Raw genomic sequence first — 21,670 nt, forward strand, 5'->3', positions numbered from 1 at the left:
TGTAATACTTACTTTTAATACTTATATTTGCATTTTTGTTGGTATTAATTAAGCATTTATTTTAATGTATTTAATAGTGTTATCGGTGTTGAAAATTCGCCACCGTTACACCAGCTTTTATGAGCCCTTCCCGAATATATCTTGTGAAAGCTATCGCTTCTGGGTTATCACCATGAACACATACGGAATCGGCCACAATATCAATGGTCTTCCCCGTATTAGTAACAACCTTACCCTTTGTAACCATCATAAGAACTCGGTCTAAAGCCTCTTGCGGGTCTTTAATGAAAGCACCTACTTCTGTACGAGGGACCAATGTTCCCTCCTCTGTATAGCCACGATCGGCAAACACTTCCTGTATAACAGGAATACCTCTTCGCTGTGCCTCTTGAGCAATATAACTACCACTTAAAACCATGGCCGCGATATTAGGATTTACCGCTTGCAAACCATCTAAAATTGCATCAGCTAGTACAGGTGTAACACAGGCTGTATTGTAAAAAGCACCATGTAATTTCATATGCTGTAAAGTAATGTCATAACTATCACAAAAAGCTTGAAGTGCACCTAGTTGGTACATCATATATGCTTTTGCCTCAGCAGGATTTACTGCCATCGCACGACGACCAAATCCCATCAAATCTGGATAACCAGGATGTGCCCCTATGGCAACTCCTTTTTCTTTACATATGCGGACAGTCGCATCCATGATAAGAGGATCTCCAGCGTGCCAACCACAAGCAATATTAGCACTTGTTACGTGATTTAATACTTCACTATCCATGCCTAATGTATAGTTACCAAAACTTTCGCCTAAATCACTATTTAAATCTACATAATGAGACATATACTATTACCTCTCCATCTTCATCTATTTTATAAATTCTATAGAATATCGAGTTTAATGATACGATTATACTAAATAAATCGATGTGTTAGCAATGATTTTTATCATGTATACAAAATTCTTTTATAACCAAAAAACCACAAGATTTTAATCTTGTGGTTTGTATGTAAACTCAATTTTTTATCTGACTCTACTATATCCAGTCATAAGCTCATAAACCGTATTTTGTATATTGTCCGACTCTGTTATTTCAGAAACGGCACAAATAAAATCGGGATGCGCTTGCCAAACGATATCAGCATTTGTCGTTTTAATTCCTCCAATGGCGACAATGGGAACCTTACTAAATTGCTTTGCCCAATATACATAAGAAATTCCTACAGGATTAGCATTGGGTTTTGTCTGTGTAGAAAAAATAGGCCCTACTCCAATGTAATCTATAACACTCGTATATCTGTTTGCCGCTTTTAAATCGGATATACTATGGGTTGACCACCCAATCAACATATTAGGCCCTACAATCCGTCTTACCGTATTAGGCGGCAAATCATCTTGTCCAATATGAACACCATCAGCATGTATAGCTAACGCAAGATCAACATAATCATCAATAATTAATAGAGCATGATAATCATAGGTCAACCGCCTCAAAATCATAGCCTCTTGATATCGCAGAATCGGCGTTTTTCCCTTTTCACGATATTGAATAATTCGTATCCCTGCACTTAGCATATCTTTCACAAGCGTAACCACATCTCGAGTACCGCCCGTAATTCCATATATAGGACAAGCATTTATTACCTCTGTTAGTTTATCTTTTCTGTTCACCTATTACACCTCATTAGACATGGTCTTTTCTAGTAAAAGTGATAACGCTAGATCCGCCTGTTTTGCAGCAGCAATAGCCACACGTGGTGCATAAGGATAGGCATTGTCTACACCAGAATGCTCGTCACCAACAATATATAAATTTTGACCTAGCTTTTTAGTTCGTAATGCATCGGAATTACCTATTCCAGCCAATCCGGATACCATGATTTTAGGTACATCTACTGAGGTTGCAGCCTCTAAAAACATAGACTTAGCTTCTACCGCATCAAAAGCTTCTATCAAAATATCGGCTTTTTTATAGATTTCAGGTATATTCTCGGTTGTCAATTTATCCTTATAAATCTTAACAATAACATTTGAATTAAGGGCAGTTAATACATCTTGTAAAGCCTCTACCTTATACTGCCCCACATGACACGAAAAATAGTGTTGTCGATTTAGATTACTTAGCTCTACAATGTCATAATCTGCAACAATTAGATTTCGAATACCACTACGTACAAGATTAACAGCACAATTGGATCCCAATCCGCCAGCACCTATAATACCTACTACTGAATTCTGCAATTTACGAAACTCCTCAGGACTATAGAAGTGAGATATAGCCGTTTCAAATTCGTTATTCATATGAGCCATACACATATCTCCTCATAGCGTCTGCCAATCTTTATAAATGGGTTGATACCCATTATTTTCGAGCATTACAGCCATTTCACTTACACTGCGATTATCCACTGATTGTAAATTGGCTAGAATCATCTTGTTTTGTATGTCCCCCTACAGAGGTCGTTACGCCAGCTGAAAGTTTTGTAATCCCCAGTCTCACCAGATTATCACGCATGTACTTGCTTTCACGAGAGGAAAGCGTAATTCCCACACGGGGGAACAAAAGACGCAAAGCCAAAATATATTGAACTAATGCCGTATCATCTACAGGATATTTTGGTGAATAACCTACTGCACAAGGTCGAATTCTTGGAACGGAAACAGATAATTCTACATCTGGATAATGTTGCACAAGATAATTAAGATGTAACATCGTCTTGTATGCCTCTCTACGCCATTCATCAAGCCCCATTAAAGCACCAATATTGACCACTCTAAATCCAGCCTGACAAGCCAACTCAGGCGTATCAATGCGCTTTGCAAAACCACTCTTAGGCCCAAATGGATGTAATTGCGCATACAAAGTCGGATTATATGTCTCTTGGAACATCGTCATTCCATCCGCACCAACTGCGACTAATCCTTTATATTCCTCCAGCGTAAGCGAATACACTTCTATACTAACGCTGCTAAAAATAGGAACCAATGTTTCTACGGCGGCCTGTATATATGCTGGTGGACTGCAAGATTTAGACTCGCCAGTTAATACCAAGACTTGCTCTAATCCCGTTTCAGCGATTGCTTTCGCTTCAAGTTCAATATCGTTTAAGCTTAGTTTTTCACGGGCAATTCCACTATGATGACTATATCCACAATAAACACAACCATTGTCGCAATAGTTTGAAATGTACATAGGCGTAAACAGCTGTATGGTATAACCAAATTGCTGTACCGTCTGCTCATGAGCTAACTGCGCCATATCTTCTAAATATGGTAGGGCTTGAGGTGATAACAGAATAAGTGCATCATCAATAGCTAACGCAGGTTTAGAGAGTGTTGAAAGTATTTCATCACCAGTTATCGCCTCTAATGTTTCAGCTATATCTTCGTCAGAAACTCTTGAAAGCACATCTAAAAATGACATATTCTCACCTTACTTTCGCAAGAAACCAGTTAACGGTGAAGATGCACTGCCTACAGACTTCTTAGGTGCACATTTTGCAAGATATGCCTTGCGGCCAGCCTCTACAGCATAATAAAAAGCCTCTGCCATACCTACTGGATTTGAGCTCGTAGCAATAGCCGTGTTAACAAGAACAGCGCTAGCCCCCATTTCCATAGCTATTGTTGCATCGGAAGGTCTCCCTATTCCCGCATCAACAATAATTGGCACATCAATAGAGTTGATTAAAATTTCTATCAATCCTTTTGCTTCAAGTCCACGATTGCTACCAATAGGCGAAGCGAGGGGCATAATACAACTAGCACCAGCATCTACTAGTCGCTTTGCATCCATCAAATTAGGACTCATATAAGGAAAGACGATAAACCCTTCCTTTGCCAACACTTCAGCAGCCCTAATAGTCTCTAGATTATCGGGCATCAAATACATCTGATCTTGAATGACTTCAATCTTAATCAAATCACCACAGCCTAATTCTCTTGCCATGCGTGCAATACGTATTGCTTCGTCTGCATTTCGAGCGCCCGATGTATTCGGTAATAAATGCATTCTATCAGGGATATAATTTAATATATCCTCTTCACTTTGTGTTGTACCTGCTCGTCTAAGAGCAACCGTCACAATGTCTGATTTCGATGCTACCAGTGCATCTCGCATCAAATTATAGGATGCATATTTCCCTGTTCCTACTAATAAGCGACTAGAAAATGTTGTATTACCTACAGTAAATGAATCCAACATATCAACCACCTCCTACAAAGCTAACAATTTCTAATCTGTCAGCAGCCGTTAATTTAGTGGTTGTATATGCTTCCTTACTAAGAATCTCTCCATTAAGCTCAACTACAAAGTGTTTACCAGAATAGCCTAATTCATCAAGAATCAAATGAAGTTGCTCACCTACAACATACTTTGGCTCTCCATTAACAATCAAATCCATAATGACCTCCCATATGAAAAAGCTTATAAAATATCAATATATTCTTCTTGTAAAGCTTTATTCATACTGCGCACAGCACAGAACTTGCCGCACATCGAACAGGTTTCACCATGATCTTCCTCCGGTGCTCTACTTTCACGAATAGAACGAGCCCGTTCAGGATCAAGGGCACAAGCATATTGTGCCTCCCAATCGAGAACTTGACGTGCCTTAGCCATAGTGTCATCTATATCTCTTGCATTAGGAATACCACGAGCAATATCTGCAGCATGCGCCGCTATTTTGAAAGCCATAATTCCGTCTTTTACATCATCTGCATTTGGTAAGGCTAAATGTTCCGCTGGTGTAACGTAGCATAAGAAGGATGCACCATACATACCCGCTACAGCGCCACCAATAGCAGCCGTAATATGGTCATAGCCTGGAGCAATATCTGTGACGAGCGGTCCCAACACATAGAATGGCGCTCCATCACACAAGGACTCTTGTATCTCCATATTCATTTGTATTTGATGTAAAGGTACATGCCCAGGTCCTTCAATCATAGCTTGTACACCATATTGTTTCGCTCGTTTTGCCAATTCACCAAGCCTTACAAGCTCTTCAATTTGGCACACATCAGTGGCATCCGCCAAGCAACCTGGACGACAAGCATCACCTAAAGACAACGTAACATCATATTCTTTGCAAATCTTTAAGATTTCATCAAAGTATTCGTAGAATGGATTTTCATGGCCTGTCATGCTCATCCATGCAAATACCAAACTCCCTCCGCGGCTAACAATATTAAGCAACCGTTTATGATTCTTGATTTGATCTATTGTTTTTCTCGTAATACCACTGTGGATAGTAATAAAATCTACACCATCTTGAGCGTGTAATCGAATAGTGTCCAAGAAATCTTGAGCTGTTAATTCACCTAAATCTTTTTGATGATGAATGACACTATCATAAATAGGCACCGTACCAATCATTACTGGCGATGTCTCAATTAATTTACGTCTAAAAATACGAGTGTCACCATGAGTGGAAAGATCCATGATCGACTCTGCGCCAAGTCTAATAGCTCGATTAACTTTTTCAATTTCACTATCATAATCAGTGACGTCTTTCGATGTACCTAAATTAACATTGACTTTCGTTCTAAGGCGTTTGCCAATCCCCTCAGGCGAAATACTAGTATGTTGCTTGTTACAAGGAATAACAACCTTTCCTGCTGCCACTAGTGAACGTAATACCTCTTCATCCATACGTTCTTTTTCCGCAACTACTTTCATTTCCTTCGTAACTACACCAGCCACAGCAGATTCCAATTGAGTCATAAACATTTTACATCCTCCTATATAAAAGACATATATAGTTAGGTATGCAAAAATGGGTATCGAACAAAATGATCGATACCCATATTAAGTATTAGCGTGCTTCCTACGCGGGCATGATCCCGATCAGGTATAAAGGTCAGGTGCTCGCAGCCCTTTCTCAGCCTATATAATAGGCTCCCTTGCATACTCACTATATAATTATGCTATTAATATTACTACTTTATTCAGATTTGTCAAATGAATATTCCGACACTTTTACGTCTATTATTTATTTCTCAGCCTTATCTTGGTCTTTGCTATCATCGGAATCTGCTTTTTCAGAGATTACAATATGACCATCCTTAACATCGGCAAGCAAGTGTTTAGCATCGATGTGATCCAAATAGAAATCAGTTACATTATCGCGGATTTCAGATTCGATAACACGACGTAATGGACGAGCGCCCATAGTTTTGTCATACCCTTGTTCCATCAACAATTCTTTAGCTGCATCTGTTACATCAAGAGTGATATCTTTTTTAGCTAAAGTTTTATTCACTTGATCAAGCATCAAATCTACAATTTTTTTCAAATCTTCTTTGCTCAATTGATTGAACTCGATAACTGCGTTGAAACGGTTCAAGAACTCTGGACGGAAGAATGGCGCGATGCGTTCCATTACATCTACTTTATTTTCATCATCATTGTCATTACCATAACCGAAACCTGCATTGGATGTAGCGATGATAACAGTATTTTTAAAGTTTACTGTGTTACCTTGACCATCTGTTAAGCGACCATCGTCCAATACTTGCAAAAGTAATGTAATAACTTGAGGGTCTGCTTTTTCGATTTCATCGAATAATACAATAGAATAAGGATTGCGACGTACGCGTTCAGTCAATGTGTTAGAGTTATCTTCATAACCAACATAACCAGCTGTAGCGCCGATTAATTTAGATACGGCTGTGCGATCACTATATTCGGACATATCCAAGCGAATGATTGCATCTTTGTTACCAAACATATCTAGAGCTAATTGTTTAGCTAATTCTGTTTTACCAACACCTGTAGGACCTACGAATAAGAAGCTACCGATTGGACGGTTACCTTCGTCAAAGCCTGCACGGTTACGACGAATTGCTTTAGATACAGCTTCTACTGCTTTATCTTGACCAATTACATGAGCTTCTAAACGAGATTTCATGTCTTTCAAGCGCTCGATATCGGATGCACCCATTTGAGATACAGGGATACCTGTCATTCTTTCAACGGCTTCTGCTACATCGTTAACCTTAGCCACTACCTTTTGATTTTCTGTATGGTTATCAAGCTCTGCTTGTAACTTTTGAATACGCATTTTTTCATTAATCGCAGATTCATAGTCTTCTTTTTGAGCATATTCCTCTTGTTTTGCTTTAGCATCAGCAATATCTGCTTCCAATGTTTTAATATCTGTTACAGGATGTTGAGACGCCAAGTGAGCTGCTGTTACATCGATTAAATCAATAGCTTTATCAGGCAAGCTACGTTGTGGAATATACTGTACGGAATAATCTACAGCTGCTTTCAACACCGCGTCTGGCAATTCAATATTATGATGCGCTTCGTACAATGGACGAATGCCTTGTAAGATTTTGAAAGTATCCTCTGCAGATGGCGCATTTACCTTTACCTCATTAAAACGACGAGCGAGAGCCGCGTTTTTCATGATTGTATTACGGTATTCATCTTGTGTTGTAGCCCCAATAACAGTCATTTCACCACGAGACAAAGCTGGTTTCAAGATATCTGCCAAGCCTTTGGAGCCTTGACCATCACCGGTAGAACCAGCGCCCAAAATTTGGTGAATTTCATCGAAGAACAAAATAATATTGCCAGCGGCTTTTACCTCTTTAATAAGGTTTTGAATATTTTCTTCGAAAGAACCACGGTATTGAGTACCAGCTTCCAATCCGGAAATATCGATGGAAATGATTTCTTTATTTTTAATAGCTGCTGGAACATCACCATTTACAATAGCTTGTGCCAAGCCTTCTACTACTGCAGTTTTACCAACACCAGCATCACCTACAAGTACAGGATTATTTTTAGTACGACGTGCTAAGATTTCTGCTGTTTCTTGGATTTCTTTGTTACGGCCAATTACAGGATCAAGTTTACCATCACGAGCTTGTTGAGTTAAGTTTGTCCCCAAACGAGCAAGGATGCCATCTTGTTTAATTTTACCTTGTTGCGCAGCTTGAGCAGCTTGCATTTCTTCATTAGATGGTAAGCGACCAGTTTGACGATAAAACGCAAATTCTTCTGGAGTTACTTCGCGACCATTAATCTTATAACTACGTCGTTCCGTGGAATAACCACCCATATTACCCATCAATTGATTAAACAAATCATTCATACTAGAAAATTCATTACCAAAGTTGTTAAAGTTGTTGTTCATATAAATTACCTCACTTTTTTACTACAAGTATATCTATTTGACTTTTTAAGTCTGTTTAATTTCTTGCTTTATTTCTAGGTTTTTTTAACCTTATGTCATTATAATAAACATATTAAGTCAAAAAGTCAATAGGTCAAATTAATAATTTTTGACTTTTTTTGACTTTTTTTTTATTTGACCAATTCGATTTATAGGTCAAAAGACAGATAAACACTGGGTTTATTCACCTAAAAGTCTCCTTAGTTATTACAAATTATAGTAATAACTTACTAGATGCTTAATAAAAGTAGTTACACAAAAAAATCCATCAATAAATAGATAACTCTAAGTCATAAACGATCTATATAAAACTCCTTCTTTTCATTTTTAAAGTTATATGCAATAATAAACATGAGCATAATATGAATTTTTTTTGCTTGTATGGGGGATATTATGAAGAAATTTTATGCAATTGCACTATTAACGCTATCACTTTTTGGGTTCAATGTACAATTAAATACAGTGGATGCACAAATGATTTTTATTTCACAGTATATGGATGGTAAATACTATGCTGATACTAGTAGTGCTACATTCGTAAAAGACGATAATTTTGCAACCGTATGGGCAATAAATGTAATCGGAAATCTTAATAGTGGCAAACAAACTATAACTACTTACTATTTTCAGTACAATAAGTATAAACAACGGTATTATTGGACTTCGGGTTCTCAATACGATACACCTAAGGCGATAGACTTTAATAACAAAACACATTCAAACGCAATGATTCTAGGTGCTTATTGGGCCTCTCATGATGTACTTTTTTAAAAAATATTAAGAAAAAATCCGTAAGGTGATATGAACTGCACCCCGAAAATTGGACACAATTTTTGGAGGTGCAGTTTTTTATGTCTTGAATTACAATACAAAACGCATTAAGCTCAAATCATAACCACCCGTAGAACGGGTGTTTATGATTTGACCCTATAAGGGTCTTTCTCTAGTGGTGGCCCTCTAAAGAGGGCATTGAATGATCTGACAACCACTCTATTACCACTGGCCGCCCCCTACTCGGAGGCTTTTATTTTGTCTATTTTACCAGCTCACCTGTAAACGAGTCGGTATATTCTTTAAAGTTTAGTGTATCTTGTGCTATATCTTCTTGTAGTTGATTGCGAATATACTCTTTTATCGCTCCTTCATATCATCCCACCGTATCCATATAATATCCTCTACACCAGAAATGTCTATTTCCATACTTATATTTTAAATTTGCGTGTTTATCGAATATCATGAGGCTACTTTTGCTTTTTAAATATCCAATAAAACTCGATATGCTTAAATGTAGTAAAATCGTTACTAGCATATGTATATGATCTGGACAGCATTCTGCCTCGATAATTTCTACATTTTTTCTCTTACATAAATCTCTTAGGATTTTACCTACATCAGCTTTTATCCGACCATAAATTATTTGCCTTCTATACTTTAGAGCAAAAACAATATGATATTTACATCTCCATTTACTATGTGATAAGCTTTTTACGTCATTCATTGACATTGAACCTCCTATGTTGAAATGTTGTGGTTGCCAGACCATCTCCATTTTAGCACTAGGAGGTTCTTTCCTTTTCTCTAAGAAATTTTACTGACCCCCAGTTTAACTGGGGGATTAGTCATACCTATTCGGCGTACAAATTAAAAGGAATGAGTCCGGTAGAATACCGAACTCATTCCCCAAGAGTAGCTTAATTATATCTATCCAAGAAAATGGGTGCAGATCAATATCTATTTCCACATTCTTATATTTTAAATTGGCATGTTTATGGAATATCTTGAGGCTATTCTTTAAACCTCCCATAAAACTCAATATACTTAAATTAAGTGGAATTTTTACTAGCTTGTGAATATGATCTGGACAACATTCTACCTCCTATGATGAAATATTGTGATTTCTAGTCCAGCTTCATTTTATCATTAGGCGGCTCTTTACCTTTCTTCGCGAATAATTACTATCTTCTATTTTAAACGAGAATAGTAATTCCTATTCGGCATCCAATAAAAGGGATGCTCCCCCTATAAAATACAAGGAAACATCCATGTATTTTGTCTAGTAAATAATATATCTAGAAAAATGAGTCCATATCAATATAATTTTGATATAATAAAAATATCTTTATAGAAAGGAGGAATATTATGGCTAAAAACTCTCAAAATCCTATCAACGAAGGATACGAACGCAGAGACGGAGCACAAAAAACTACTAGTGGCAAGCCTGTTCGTCCTGCTCCGCCACCCCCATCACCTACTCCGAAGAAGTAATTTTATCTGCTGAGAATCCCTCTTCAAAGAAACCATTTGGATAGTCATATTCTCTAACTTCGATATCATTTTTAATATCAAATATAGAATGTAGGTATCCAAAAGACTCACTATATCTTTCATCAGATAGCCAGCTAGCATACACTGGATGGCTATCTATTTTTATTTCAGTAGTATCTTCATTCGAAAATGTTGCTCCTAGAAATTTCCCTGTTGCTATCACATTCCCTGACTTAATTATTTGAATTAAATGATCTTTGCCATCTAACATACAATTATTGAGCATGCTATCTTCTTGAAAATACATATAACCATTATTCGCACTTGTATACTTATCGATTATACGCTTAACATTTTTTTTTACTATTGACTGCCAAGCATATCCGACACTAACCCCACTTAATATGGCCAAGAATACAAGTTGAAAATATTGCAGGCTATCAATACCAAGCAACTTATTGATAATTGTATATATAAGTAGCGTTGTAAAAAAACAAAAAATACTATATACAAAATAATTTAATATTTGGTCTATCGAACTACTTCTTGATTTCACATTTCCTAATGCTCTAGCAACTTCCTTAGCAATAAATCCAGGTGCTAGCATAACAATAATTTCAATGTAATGTTCCATTATTCTCACCTCTTTAAATTTACTATAACATGAATTCTCTCTTAATGCACTTAAGACTCTATACTATTAGATACTAGCACTGTAGCTGTAAATTTTTGTTTCATCAAATAACTCAATTTACTTATCGAAGAAAACTATATTCCAACATTCTCGGACAAATACGCTCCGATCGTAGAAAGGAGATTATATGTTTCCACTTCCTATAAGTAAAGGAAGTATTTCTAATATCCTACAAAAGAGTGGGATTCGCTATTACTGCCTCCGTAATCTACCTTTATATATAGATGAAAACGGAAAAATTATAATTCTAAAAGTTTTACCAGTAAAAAAGCTACGAAAACATCGACAAAAGATAATTATGAAGCGTGATGAAGTTGTTTATAAACTAAATTATATCAATGAATTAGCAGCAAGAAAGTTAAAACTAAAATCATCAAATACTGCAGCGGATAAAAACTATTACTCTTTTTGTCTCCATTGCTTTACAAAACGAGATAAAGCCACTGCTACAAAAAAGTTCTAACTTCATCTTATTGAATCACGATTTAAACCTTACTTTAGTAAAATTGCCATAAAAAAACTTAATAAAGGATTAATACAAAGGTTTATTGATCAGCATACAACGGCTATCAAAAAAACTTTGTTATATTACGGCAGACGTTGCGAAAACTATATAGTTTAGACTTAATCCCTCAGTACTTTTATGATGGGATAATCAAACCAAATACTACTGCCCCACTCCATCCTAAACAAGCGTTAACACATGAAGAGGTCAATTTATTCTTAGACTACTTTAAAGGGCACAATCTGGAATATACAATATTATTATTGTTTCAAACAGGTATTCGAATTGGAGGATTACAGGCGCTATACTGGAATAAAGTAGAGATATTAGACGATAAACATGGAGAACTTCATATCAACGCTTCATGGGGTAAAACAGAATTAGGACTAGCACGTAAAGCAACTAAGACAAAAAGCAGTAACCGAGTAGTTCCTTTCACTAGCTCTAAGTTAGTTAAATTACTACTAGAAGCAAAAGAGAACTCTAAGAGTAAATGGGTTTTAGCTAATCAAGTTGGAACAGGCCCTATTGAAAAAAAAGAACTTTACTAATCGCTATTTTAAAGCAGTTGGAACACAACTCAATATTAATAAACCTCTTATTTCTCATGCAGCCCGTCATACCTATATTAGTAATCTTATAAATGCAAACGCACCATATACCACTATTGCAAAATTAGTAGGCCATGATACAACAGAAATGATTATAAAGGTCTATGCTCATCCAATCAATGATAAAAAAGAAGAATTCCAATTAGTAGAAAATATCTATCTATAATTTGATTCTTAACTCAAAATCGATAGCATAGTTAATTGCGCAAACGATTGCGTAAATTTATATTATCGCACTGTTTCAGGATAATAAAAAAGTCACTGCAAAGGCTGTAAACCCTTGCAGTGACTGCATTCTTAGTGGTGATCCAGGAGGGATTCGAACCCCCGACCCACGGCTTAGAAGGCCGTTGCTCTATCCAACTGAGCTACTGAACCATGTGGATTCCCTATATAATTATCTATTATAGTATAAATTATGTACTATGTATCGTCAACTACACCCTATCTTAGTATACCCTAAAAAAGGCAAAAAAAAATGGAGCGGGTGAAGGGAATCGAACCCTCGCGACCAGCTTGGAAGGCTGGGGCTCTACCATTGAGCTACACCCGCAAATAAAAAATGGTCGGAGCAGCAGGATTCGAACCTGCGACCCCCTGGTCCCAAGCCAGGTGCGCTACCAAACTGCGCTATGCCCCGTCATTAATTACTTTGCTATTATAGCAAACCCGGTAGTTGATGTCAACCACTACTCTTGCTGAGTTCTTACTCTCTCGAGTATCGCTCTGCAACGAAAATTATTATATCATTGATAGAAACTAGTGACAAGTACTTTTTTACAACTTCATTAATTTTTTTACTTATACATTAATACATTCTTTAATATATATCTATCCTTACTTCTATTATCCTATACGCCTACGCCTCTATATCATTTTAATCTATAGATTATTCGCCCTAATAGTATAAAGCCAATCATATACTTAATCGAGCATATAAAAACATGCACCCCTTTCGAGGTGCATGTTGTATTGTTCTATAGTTATATAAGATTTTAAAATGCTAGTAAAGCAAATAAACTAACCTTCGTAGCTACCATCTTCTACTGCTTGAGGATTTTTTGCGATACCTTGTTTTACAGCAACTTCAGCAACTGCTTTAGCAACAGCTGGAGCAACACGAGGATCGAATACGGATGGCATTACGTTTTCTTCGTTCAATTCGCTATCAGGAATCAAATGAGCCAAAGCGTCAGCAGCAGCTAATTTCATTTCGTCAGTGATTTGAGCCGCACGAACATCGATAGCACCGCGGAATACGCCCGGGAATACTGCTACGTTGTTGATTTGGTTAGGAGCGTCGGAACGACCTGTACCAGCAACACGGATACCAGCAGCTTTCATATCAGCATATGTTGCTTCTGGGTTAGGGTTAGCCATTGCAAATACGATTGCATCGTCAGCCAAGTTTTCCAAAATTTCTTTTGTGAAAGCACCTGCTGCAGATACACCAAGAAGAATATCAGCACCTTTAGCATTTTCAGCCAAATCGCCATGTTTTTCTTCAAGTTTAAGTAAATCGATTAATTCAGCTTGTAAAGAGTCAAGACGTTTGTAGTCTTTATGCAATACGCCAGAGGATACCAACAATGTGATATCACGAGCACCTGCAAGGTACAATAAGCGAGCAATATTAGCACCCGCCGCACCAGCACCGTTTACAACAATTTTAGCAGTAGCTAAATCTTTTTTAACTAAACGAAGAGCGCCTTTTACACCAGCTAAACATGCAATTGCAGTACCGTGTTGGTCATCATGGAATACAGGAATTTCCAATTCTTCTTTCAAACGGTTTTCAACTTCATAGCATTTAGGAGAGGAAATATCTTCTAAATTAATACCAGCAAAGTTTTTTTGCAATAATTTTACTGTATTGATCAATGTATCAGCATCTTTTGTATCTACAACCAATGGAATGCAGTCTACATCACCGAATTTTTTGAACAATAAGGATTTACCTTCCATTACTGGCAATGCTGCTGCAGCGCCAATATCACCAAGACCAAGTACACGAGTACCGTCAGATACAACGGCAACCATGTTGGAACGGCAAGTTAATTCGAAGGATTCTGCTTCATTATCTTTAATACGCAAACATGGTTCTGCTACACCTGGTGTGTAAGCTACAGATAAATCATGAGCGTCTTTTAATTCATATTTTGTTCCTACAGTAAGGAAACCTTTTAATTCACGTTTTTTTTGTACAGCTAATTCACGTACGTCCATAACAATTCTCCTTTGTGGATACACTCGGACTCTTTAGAGTCGGTAATTTATACCTTTAACTAATTGTATTATACAAAATGCTAAATCATAATTCAAGTTTTTTCGATATAGTTTTTCGATTTTTTTAAAAACAACTATCATTAAGCTCCCGTAGTAATAAAGATTAAGCTCCAGTAGTAATAAAGTAAATTATAAAAAAGTAGATAAACCATATAAGGCTTATCTACTTCAAGTCTATATTTGTATTATACGATTAAAGCTATAACAACAATGTCATAAAAGCTGTCTTTAAGCTTTTACAGATGGCAAATTGCGTCCATAGAAGATTTCCATCATTTCTTGTTTTAATTGATGTTTAATTTGCTTGATTTCACGATCGCTCAACTCTGACTCAGTAATGCCAAAAAGATAATTATCTAAATCAAATTCTTTTAACATCATCTTAGTATGGAAAATATTTTCTTGATATACATTTACATCAATCATGTTGTACATATTGCGAGTTTTTGCACTGATGTAATTTTGAATAGAATTGATACGATGATCAATATAAATTTTCTTACCAGACACGTCCCGAGTAAAGCCACGTACATGATAATCCAAGGTAAGAATATCAGAGTCAAAACTTTGAATTAAGTAATTAAGTGCATTTAACGGAGAGATTTGTCCACATGTAGACACTTCAATGTCGGCACGGAATGTACTAATCCCTTTGTGCGGATGGCTTTCAGGATACGTATGTACAGTAAGATGCGATTTATCTAAATGCATAACTACATCTTCTTTTTCAATTTCCTCTTCAGAAATTAAAATTGTAACAGAAGCACCTTGTGGATCATAATCTTGTTTCGCTACATTAAGGATATTGGCGCCGATGATATGGCTAACTTCCGTCAAAATAGCCGTTAAACGATCCGCATTGTATACTTCATCAATGTACTGAATGTATTGTTTTTTCTCTTCTTCCGTACGAGTATAACAAATATCATAAATATTAAAACTCAATGTTTTCGTGAGATTGTTAAAACCATATAACTTCATTTTAGGCTTTGCTTTAACTGGTGTATCCATGATATGTCATAACCCTTTCCATGCATAGACTTACTATTCCTTTTGAAAGTTTCAAAACCGAAGCTTTCACCATATAACTAAACAATATCTTGTTTATACACAAACTCTACATCAAACTGTCCATTATCGTAGGTAACGATGGCAAAGGTACCACCGGAGCGATCACGAGCCAAAGAAATACTACCAGGATTTACAAATACCGCATCACGGGCACGAACCTCCCCATGATGATGGCTATGACCGGACACGATGAGTCGCGCACCCATGTCAGTTCCTAACTCAATCAGTTTTTGTATTCGATTATAATATGATACCTCATGACCATGTGTCATGTAAATATAGGTGTCTTCAAGAGGAATTAATTGCTCTCGTGGTTCAAGCGGTTGCACACGGTCGTTGTTCCCACGCACAGCATATACAGGAATATCCGTATGTTCCTGCATATAACGTGCGTCATCTCCAAAATCGCCAGCGTGAAGCCACATATCAATGTCTTGATCAGCGGTAGCAGCCAAGACGAGGTCGATATCCTCTAGATACCCATGAGTATCACTTAAAATGCCAATTCGTTTCATTGTATTTAATCTCTAATGCCACTATATTATATATTTATATGAACTATACCATATAGTTCAGAAATATCAAAGCTTACTAATTAATTCGCGTAATGCTCGACCACGATGGCTAATCGTTTCTTTTACGTCGATACTAAGCTCTGCCATCGTCTTTTCAAATTCAGGTACATAGAAGTATGGATCATATCCAAAACCATTCTCCCCTTTTGGCTCATCTTGAACGAGTCCATCACAATAGCCTTCCGCAGTAACTTCTCGACCATCAGGATATACAAGCGCTAAAGCGCATACATAATGGCCTGTACGGTCACGTTTACCCTGTAGTTCACGAATTAATTTCTCATTATTTGCATTATCATCACCATGATGACCTGCATAACGCGCAGAATATACACCTGGAGCCCCATCAAGAATATCTACAGTAAGACCAGAATCATCAGCTAAACAAGGTCGATTCGTAGCCTTAGCGTAGTATCGAGCTTTTAACAGAGCGTTTTCCATGAAAGTGGTGCCAGTTTCCTCTGGTTCCTCAACGGAAATCACATCTTTCACAGGTACGCAATCGATAGACAAATGAGAGAATGCCTCTGAAAACTCACGAATTTTTCCTTTATTGCCTGTAGCAAGCACAATTTGTTCCATTTTATACCTCCGGAGCTGTAGGATACTCTTTACCTACTTTATCTGCTGTCGCACCAAGTACTTCACGTTGTTTAGCCATGAGCTCATCTGTAGCAGCCTCTGCTAAATCAAGTAAAGCGTTGAGCTCATCACGATTAAATGTACCGTGTTCACCTGTACCTTGTACTTCAACCATATTACCAGAACCGGTACGGACTACATTCATATCTACAATGGCGGCACTATCCTCTTCGTAACAAAGGTCCGTAATAGGACCATCTGGACCAATACCTACGGAGATGGCTGCACAGAAGTTAGTAATTGGAAATTTTCCAGCTCCTCCAAAAGTGAAGTCCACCGCATCAACGAGAGCTACAAAGGCACCTGTAATCGAGGCTGTTCGTGTACCGCCATCCGCTTGAATCACATCGCAGTCGATAGTGATAGAACGCTCTCCTAATGCTTCAAGGTCCACAACAGCACGCAATGCACGACCGATAAGGCGTTGAATTTCTACAGTCCGTCCTGTTTGTTTTCCCTTTGCAGCCTCACGGCTCACGCGAGTTTGCGTAGAACGTGGCAATAATGAGTATTCCGCAGTTACCCATCCTTGCCCAGAACCTTTTAGCCAGCGTGGCACAGAATCTTCAACAGTAGCTGTACAGATAACCTTGGTCTTACCACACTCAATAAGTACAGAACCTTCTGCATACTCTGTAAAATTCCGTGTTATTTTAATAGGTCGCAATTGACCCGCTGTTCTATTATCACTGCGCATAGGAACCTCACCATTCTAAAACTAAATATTAGAACGCCCCTTACACAAAGGGGCGTTATTTCTTATATTATATCATAATTTTTCTATTTTTCAGCATTACGAATCATATTATAATTTACGATTCTAACATGATAACTGGCGTTATCATTTACGGAGATTAACATTATAGTTCATATTGGCCGTTGCCGAGTGGATCTACCACAACGTAACGGCTTGCTCCCCCTTCTGTTTTGGCTCGTTTTGCTTCTACAATAGCATCTTGACGCGTCCCTTCATCTGCTTGCCAAGGGATGAACATAGCATATACACTTTGCGACCCATACGGTCCGTATTGTCCTCGAGAGAGCACGCTATGCCAGCCTACCTTGTTTTTATACATGCGCACCTTTTCAAGGCGCTCCTCTTGTACGCCTGTTTCATCGTAGTACACGTTATAATGATTAGACCAAACATCCCCTGCACGTACGCGCTCGTCTTCGGCCATCTTATGACGGTTAGCCCATTGTATTTTCCACTTAACGATTAAATCATCTATGTAACTAGTTACATTTTGACTCTGTTTGTATTTAACAGGATCAAAGGCAGGTTCTACGACTTTGCTGTAATCAAGGCCTGCCATGGATAAAATGATACCCGTATTTACATATGGCAACGCTTCTTGTACGGAATAGCCTCCTTCAAGTACAGCTATATCTGCTTGTAGCAAATCGACTAATTCTGCATAACCCTTCGCAGTTACCTGCATATTAGCCAACGGATCACTAAAGTGATTATCTTGTCCTGCCGAGTTAATGACGATATCTGGATTAAACTCTTCAAGAATAGGCAATACAAGCTCACGCATGACCTTCATCAAACCTTCGTCACCGGTACCAGGAGGTAGTGGAATATCTATATTACTACCGATAGCCTGAGGTCCACCAAATTCATCCATAAAGCCTGTTCCTGGATAGAGGGTTCGTCCATCTTGGTGAAAGCTAATATACAATGTATCTGGATCGTGGTAAAACACATCTTGAGTGCCATCACCGTGATGTACATCAGTATCTACTACGGCAATGCGTTTGATTCCATAGGTTTGGCGCATGTGTTGAATCATAACGGCTTCAATATTAATCGTACAGAAGCCACGAATACCATGAACCATAGCCATTGCGTGGTGACCTGGTGGTCTTACTAACGCAAAAGCACGGTCTACTTCACCGCGCATGACTGCATCAGCTGCCGCAATAGCACCTCCAGCAGATACCCGATGAGCTTCAGTCACCCAAGACTCTAAATCTGGAGCACCAACGTGAACCCGCTCTATTGTATCCCAATCCGCTACTATTGGATTATATTCTCTAATATTCGGTATATCTAACAGACCTTCCTCTACGATTTGATCACGCGTATAAAGTAAACGCTCTTGTCGTTCAGGATGTGTTTCAGAAATTTTCCAGTCAAACGCAGGGAAGAATACTAGACCTAAACTGTTATTATATTCAGCTTTATCAATAGTAGAATTCACGTCGTCATTCAGTTTCGTATTCATATTCTTTTCTATAAGGCCATGACGCTCACGATAGGATAGTCCTTTATTCCACATAGTGTTTCACCCCCGCCGCCAGTTGTACTTTTACCGTAATTAAACGCTCCATAGATTGCCATCCCTCTACCACAGGGAAATCCTCAATGTTAATGACCTCGATTTCTTGCGCTGTATCTAAACCTAAACGTAAAGCCTCTTCACTAAGAACCTCTTTAGCTCGTTCTACAACTTGTTCCGCTCGTTTTAAAGTACAATTTTGCTGTTTAATCCCTAATTCAGGAATGACTAACAACCGACGTTTTGTATCTACATGAATAGTAAGTTCGATGGTAGATAAAGCTAGTGCAGCGCCTATAGCATTTGCTACGGCAGCATTCTCAGGAATCGTAACAGGTAACTCTAGATACTCACCGATACTTGGACCTAAATTTGGCGCTGTTCCCCCTACCACAACGATATGTTCTGGTACAAATACATCAGGATTTACGATATCTGCTACCACATAAATAGGTCGTTTATTTTCTACTTTTACGACCTCGTTAATACCATGTTGAATCGTTTGCAACGCTTTTTCTACGATTAGTCGTGCTACATCAGAGGCAGTCTTAATAAGAGTTAATTGATTATTTGAGGTATTTACATTTTTAGATTGTAATGTAGCCTGTATAGCATCCGCTAAATCTTGTAAAGCTCGTGATGCCAGATTAAAGTCACCATAGTTTGCGTGACCGAGCACGATAAGTGCATCCCCTAATGTAGGTTCTACACCACCAAGAGCCACCGATGGCCCCACTCGTTCAGGCCCTACGGTAAGATTACCATTTTTAAGGCGAATTACAGATTCCCCACCAATACCGACGGAAGTAACGGCAAAGGATCGCACTGCACTTGGATACTCACGGATAGATACACCATTTTTTGTCATCAATGGTTTACCATGCTTCCAAAGGGATATATCCGTTGTAGTACCCCCAATATCTAGAGCCACTGTATGCTTATTACCTATAACGCCGTGAGCCGATAGTCCAAGAACTGTTGCAGCAGGTCCCGTAAAGGCCGTTTCTACAGGTCGGCTCACCATATGCTCCATAGGTAGAGAACCACCATCGGCCTTTAAAATGTGAAGTGGAGCCAATATATTCCGTGCACTGAGAGCATCTTCAACATTTTTCTTAAACACCGTAAATACGGGTGTCACAGCGCTATTAAAATAAGCACTAATAGTACGACGAGGGAAATTTAAAGAACCACTTAATAAACTGCCATTAGAAATTGTATGATACGTATTTTTCAATTCCTCTGTAATAGATAGTTCTTCTTGAGGATTCCGCACCCCAAATTTAGCGGACACAGCAGCCAAATCGGTACCACTACGTGCTTGAACCATGTTGGCTATACCACGTACAGCATCAGCAGGGGTACACTCTACAACGATACCTCTATGATCTGTATAACCTTGAAGATATATAGGTTCCACGGGGAATATATCATCTACATTACGGCCTGGACCTGTAATCACATAGAGATCTACTACTTGCTCCTTCGCTTCTACGATGGTATTTGTCACCACGGTAGTAGATAAGGTTACTTGTTCAATATTTGATGTATCATAGCCCTCCAAAACCGCATCTAAGGCCTCACCTATACCATTCATTAGATTATCCTTTGTAGTCCGCCTCTTCGCAGTTGCCACTACACGATGGGCATCAATGATAACCGCATCGGTAAAAGTTCCACCTACGTCTAACCCTAGTAACATATAACCTCCTTTTAGTATTAATAAAGAATCCATACAAACTCAAAACGTAGTAAAGAAAACTCCATTTAAGCTACCATATACTCTCTATTTGATCTAATATGCAATCCCTATTCAAATCTGCGTATAGTCCATATTCAGGCTCATTATATAAAAAAGCTGTACCCATCTCTATGTGATGAGTACAGCCTTCTGTTATTTACCAGATACAGATGCGTAATTTTTGATGATAACAATCGGAGTCATTTGACTATCGTTACCAAATGGATTATCAATCAACAATTGTGCAATTTTTTTAGCATCAATGCCACGGCTTGTGCCTAAAATAGCGGACCGCTTCAAGTCATTAACGTCAGCTACAACGGCACCATAACAACCTGTGCGAGATACAATTTTCTCAGCCACTTTATCGGGATCCTTTGGACCAAATACAATGTGCTTATCAAATGGAGGCATAGTCCCCGTTACATCATCTGTTAAGGATGCAGCCCGAGCAATTGCATAGAATACCCCTGGTTTACGGAAAATTTTAGCAATAGCACCTAAAATAAAAGCACCTAATACCTTCCATTTACCATCCAAATTCATAGCCGATTGCATACCATAAATAGATGCCATGGAACCATCTGGATGGATAAAACGATTAATTAAACGAGCTTGCCAGCACACATTTAGTTCTTCAGGACGTGTAAAACGACCTTGCGTAATAGCTACTACAGATTCAGCAACGCATACGATATCTTCAGGTCCAATATTATGTCCCCCAAATTCAACGATAGCATCAACGATGTCATCATTATCTGTAAGGATACGTGTTGGCACACATACTAACTCTAATTCTGCCATT

21 protein-coding genes, 3 tRNA genes, 2 pseudogenes and 1 riboswitch are annotated in these 21,670 nt (G+C 38.1%); of the genes and pseudogenes, 4 read left to right on the forward strand and 22 right to left on the reverse strand.

The genetic code is table 11. From position 1 onward, the window contains the following. Positions 1–79: 79 nt before the first annotated feature. From E7A03_RS03030 to E7A03_RS03065, 8 genes are all read right to left on the reverse strand, one after another. Positions 80–847 carry a LamB/YcsF family protein gene (locus E7A03_RS03030; protein ID WP_021147838.1) on the reverse strand — a complete coding sequence of 256 codons (768 nt, stop codon included), beginning with the start codon at positions 845–847 and terminating at the stop codon, positions 80–82. Between the two features lie 180 nt (positions 848–1,027). Then, on the reverse strand, positions 1,028–1,675 hold the full coding sequence (gene thiE / locus E7A03_RS03035) for a thiamine phosphate synthase (protein ID WP_021147837.1): 648 nt from the start codon (positions 1,673–1,675) through the stop codon (positions 1,028–1,030). 3 nt (positions 1,676–1,678) lie between these two features. Continuing rightward, positions 1,679–2,314 carry a sulfur carrier protein ThiS adenylyltransferase ThiF gene (gene thiF / locus E7A03_RS03040; RefSeq protein WP_021147836.1) on the reverse strand — a complete coding sequence of 212 codons (636 nt, stop codon included), beginning with the start codon at positions 2,312–2,314 and terminating at the stop codon, positions 1,679–1,681. 91 nt (positions 2,315–2,405) lie between these two features. Continuing rightward, positions 2,406–3,428: a 2-iminoacetate synthase ThiH gene (thiH, locus tag E7A03_RS03045; protein WP_316073674.1), complete on the reverse strand. Its 1,023-nt coding sequence runs from the start codon at positions 3,426–3,428 to the stop codon at positions 2,406–2,408. A gap of 9 nt (positions 3,429–3,437) precedes the next feature. Then, complete coding sequence (locus E7A03_RS03050) at positions 3,438–4,208, reverse strand: thiazole synthase (protein ID WP_021147834.1); 771 nt, start codon at positions 4,206–4,208, stop codon at positions 3,438–3,440. A gap of 1 nt (position 4,209) precedes the next feature. Continuing rightward, entirely contained in the window at positions 4,210–4,407 is a 198-nt protein-coding gene (thiS, locus tag E7A03_RS03055) for a sulfur carrier protein ThiS (RefSeq protein ID WP_021147833.1), read from the reverse strand. 23 nt (positions 4,408–4,430) lie between these two features. Then, positions 4,431–5,735, reverse strand: a complete 1,305-nt coding sequence (gene thiC / locus E7A03_RS03060) for a phosphomethylpyrimidine synthase ThiC (protein WP_021147832.1) — start codon at positions 5,733–5,735, stop codon at positions 4,431–4,433. Between the two features lie 77 nt (positions 5,736–5,812). Next, a riboswitch (TPP riboswitch) is annotated at positions 5,813–5,920 on the reverse strand. A gap of 77 nt (positions 5,921–5,997) precedes the next feature. After that, positions 5,998–8,151, reverse strand: coding sequence for an ATP-dependent Clp protease ATP-binding subunit (locus E7A03_RS03065; RefSeq protein WP_008602705.1), 2,154 nt, complete (start codon positions 8,149–8,151; stop codon positions 5,998–6,000). Positions 8,152–8,583: 432 nt separating this feature from the next. Here E7A03_RS03065 and E7A03_RS03070 point away from each other — a divergent pair, with 432 nt between their 5' ends. Continuing rightward, positions 8,584–8,961, forward strand: coding sequence for a hypothetical protein (locus tag E7A03_RS03070; protein WP_101928978.1), 378 nt, complete (start codon positions 8,584–8,586; stop codon positions 8,959–8,961). A gap of 262 nt (positions 8,962–9,223) precedes the next feature. Here the strand turns inward: E7A03_RS03070 and tnpA are convergent. The 3 genes and pseudogenes from tnpA to E7A03_RS03085 all read right to left on the reverse strand — a co-directional run bounded on the left by tnpA (position 9,224) and on the right by E7A03_RS03085 (position 11,089). After that, positions 9,224–9,688, reverse strand: a pseudogene (gene tnpA / locus E7A03_RS03075) (IS200/IS605 family transposase). 117 nt (positions 9,689–9,805) lie between these two features. Then, positions 9,806–10,054, reverse strand: a pseudogene (locus E7A03_RS09925) (hypothetical protein); the annotation flags it as partial. A gap of 384 nt (positions 10,055–10,438) precedes the next feature. After that, positions 10,439–11,089: a hypothetical protein gene (locus tag E7A03_RS03085; protein ID WP_077708208.1), complete on the reverse strand. Its 651-nt coding sequence runs from the start codon at positions 11,087–11,089 to the stop codon at positions 10,439–10,441. A 187-nt stretch (positions 11,090–11,276) separates the two neighbouring features. Here E7A03_RS03085 and E7A03_RS03090 point away from each other — a divergent pair, with 187 nt between their 5' ends. From E7A03_RS03090 to E7A03_RS03100, 3 genes are all read left to right on the forward strand, one after another. Further along, the gene (locus E7A03_RS03090; protein WP_077708207.1) at positions 11,277–11,612 is read left to right on the forward strand and encodes a hypothetical protein; all 336 of its coding nucleotides are present in this window, start codon (positions 11,277–11,279) and stop codon (positions 11,610–11,612) included. 137 nt (positions 11,613–11,749) lie between these two features. Next, a complete protein-coding gene (locus tag E7A03_RS03095; protein ID WP_187658817.1) occupies positions 11,750–12,205 on the forward strand; it encodes a site-specific integrase in 456 nt (151 codons plus the stop codon). Further along, on the forward strand, positions 12,183–12,431 hold the full coding sequence (locus E7A03_RS03100; protein WP_180773335.1) for a tyrosine-type recombinase/integrase: 249 nt from the start codon (positions 12,183–12,185) through the stop codon (positions 12,429–12,431). Before E7A03_RS03095 ends, E7A03_RS03100 begins: the two co-directional genes overlap by 23 nt. A 135-nt stretch (positions 12,432–12,566) precedes the next feature. On the opposite strand, the gene E7A03_RS03105 is transcribed toward E7A03_RS03100, so the two are convergent. The 11 genes from E7A03_RS03105 to E7A03_RS03155 all read right to left on the reverse strand — a co-directional run bounded on the left by E7A03_RS03105 (position 12,567) and on the right by E7A03_RS03155 (position 21,669). Next, positions 12,567–12,643: transfer RNA gene (locus E7A03_RS03105), tRNA-Arg, on the reverse strand. Positions 12,644–12,744: 101 nt separating this feature from the next. After that, positions 12,745–12,818: transfer RNA gene (locus E7A03_RS03110), tRNA-Gly, on the reverse strand. A gap of 10 nt (positions 12,819–12,828) precedes the next feature. After that, positions 12,829–12,905 (reverse strand) — tRNA-Pro (locus E7A03_RS03115). A 380-nt stretch (positions 12,906–13,285) separates the two neighbouring features. After that, a complete protein-coding gene (locus E7A03_RS03120) occupies positions 13,286–14,491 on the reverse strand; it encodes an NAD(P)-dependent malic enzyme (protein WP_101928976.1) in 1,206 nt (401 codons plus the stop codon). Positions 14,492–14,779: 288 nt separating this feature from the next. After that, complete coding sequence (gene speD / locus E7A03_RS03125; protein ID WP_008715652.1) at positions 14,780–15,562, reverse strand: adenosylmethionine decarboxylase; 783 nt, start codon at positions 15,560–15,562, stop codon at positions 14,780–14,782. A gap of 77 nt (positions 15,563–15,639) precedes the next feature. Continuing rightward, on the reverse strand, positions 15,640–16,137 hold the full coding sequence (locus E7A03_RS03130) for a metallophosphoesterase family protein (protein ID WP_004693585.1): 498 nt from the start codon (positions 16,135–16,137) through the stop codon (positions 15,640–15,642). Between the two features lie 66 nt (positions 16,138–16,203). After that, a complete protein-coding gene (locus E7A03_RS03135) occupies positions 16,204–16,779 on the reverse strand; it encodes an XTP/dITP diphosphatase (protein ID WP_012863989.1) in 576 nt (191 codons plus the stop codon). A 1-nt stretch (position 16,780) separates the two neighbouring features. Then, positions 16,781–17,536: a ribonuclease PH gene (gene rph, locus E7A03_RS03140; RefSeq protein WP_004693589.1), complete on the reverse strand. Its 756-nt coding sequence runs from the start codon at positions 17,534–17,536 to the stop codon at positions 16,781–16,783. A 163-nt stretch (positions 17,537–17,699) separates the two neighbouring features. After that, positions 17,700–19,124, reverse strand: coding sequence for a histone deacetylase family protein (locus E7A03_RS03145; RefSeq protein WP_101928975.1), 1,425 nt, complete (start codon positions 19,122–19,124; stop codon positions 17,700–17,702). Beyond that, the gene (locus tag E7A03_RS03150) at positions 19,114–20,826 is read right to left on the reverse strand and encodes a hydantoinase/oxoprolinase family protein (protein WP_101928974.1); all 1,713 of its coding nucleotides are present in this window, start codon (positions 20,824–20,826) and stop codon (positions 19,114–19,116) included. The genes E7A03_RS03145 and E7A03_RS03150 overlap by 11 nt, the downstream gene beginning before the upstream one ends. 192 nt (positions 20,827–21,018) lie before the next feature. Next, positions 21,019–21,669 carry a coenzyme F420-0:L-glutamate ligase gene (locus tag E7A03_RS03155; RefSeq protein ID WP_004693597.1) on the reverse strand — a complete coding sequence of 217 codons (651 nt, stop codon included), beginning with the start codon at positions 21,667–21,669 and terminating at the stop codon, positions 21,019–21,021. Position 21,670: the final 1 nt, after the last annotated feature.

The organism is Veillonella parvula, assembly GCF_032472435.1.
In the GTDB taxonomy this organism is placed as follows: domain Bacteria; phylum Bacillota; class Negativicutes; order Veillonellales; family Veillonellaceae; genus Veillonella; species Veillonella parvula_N.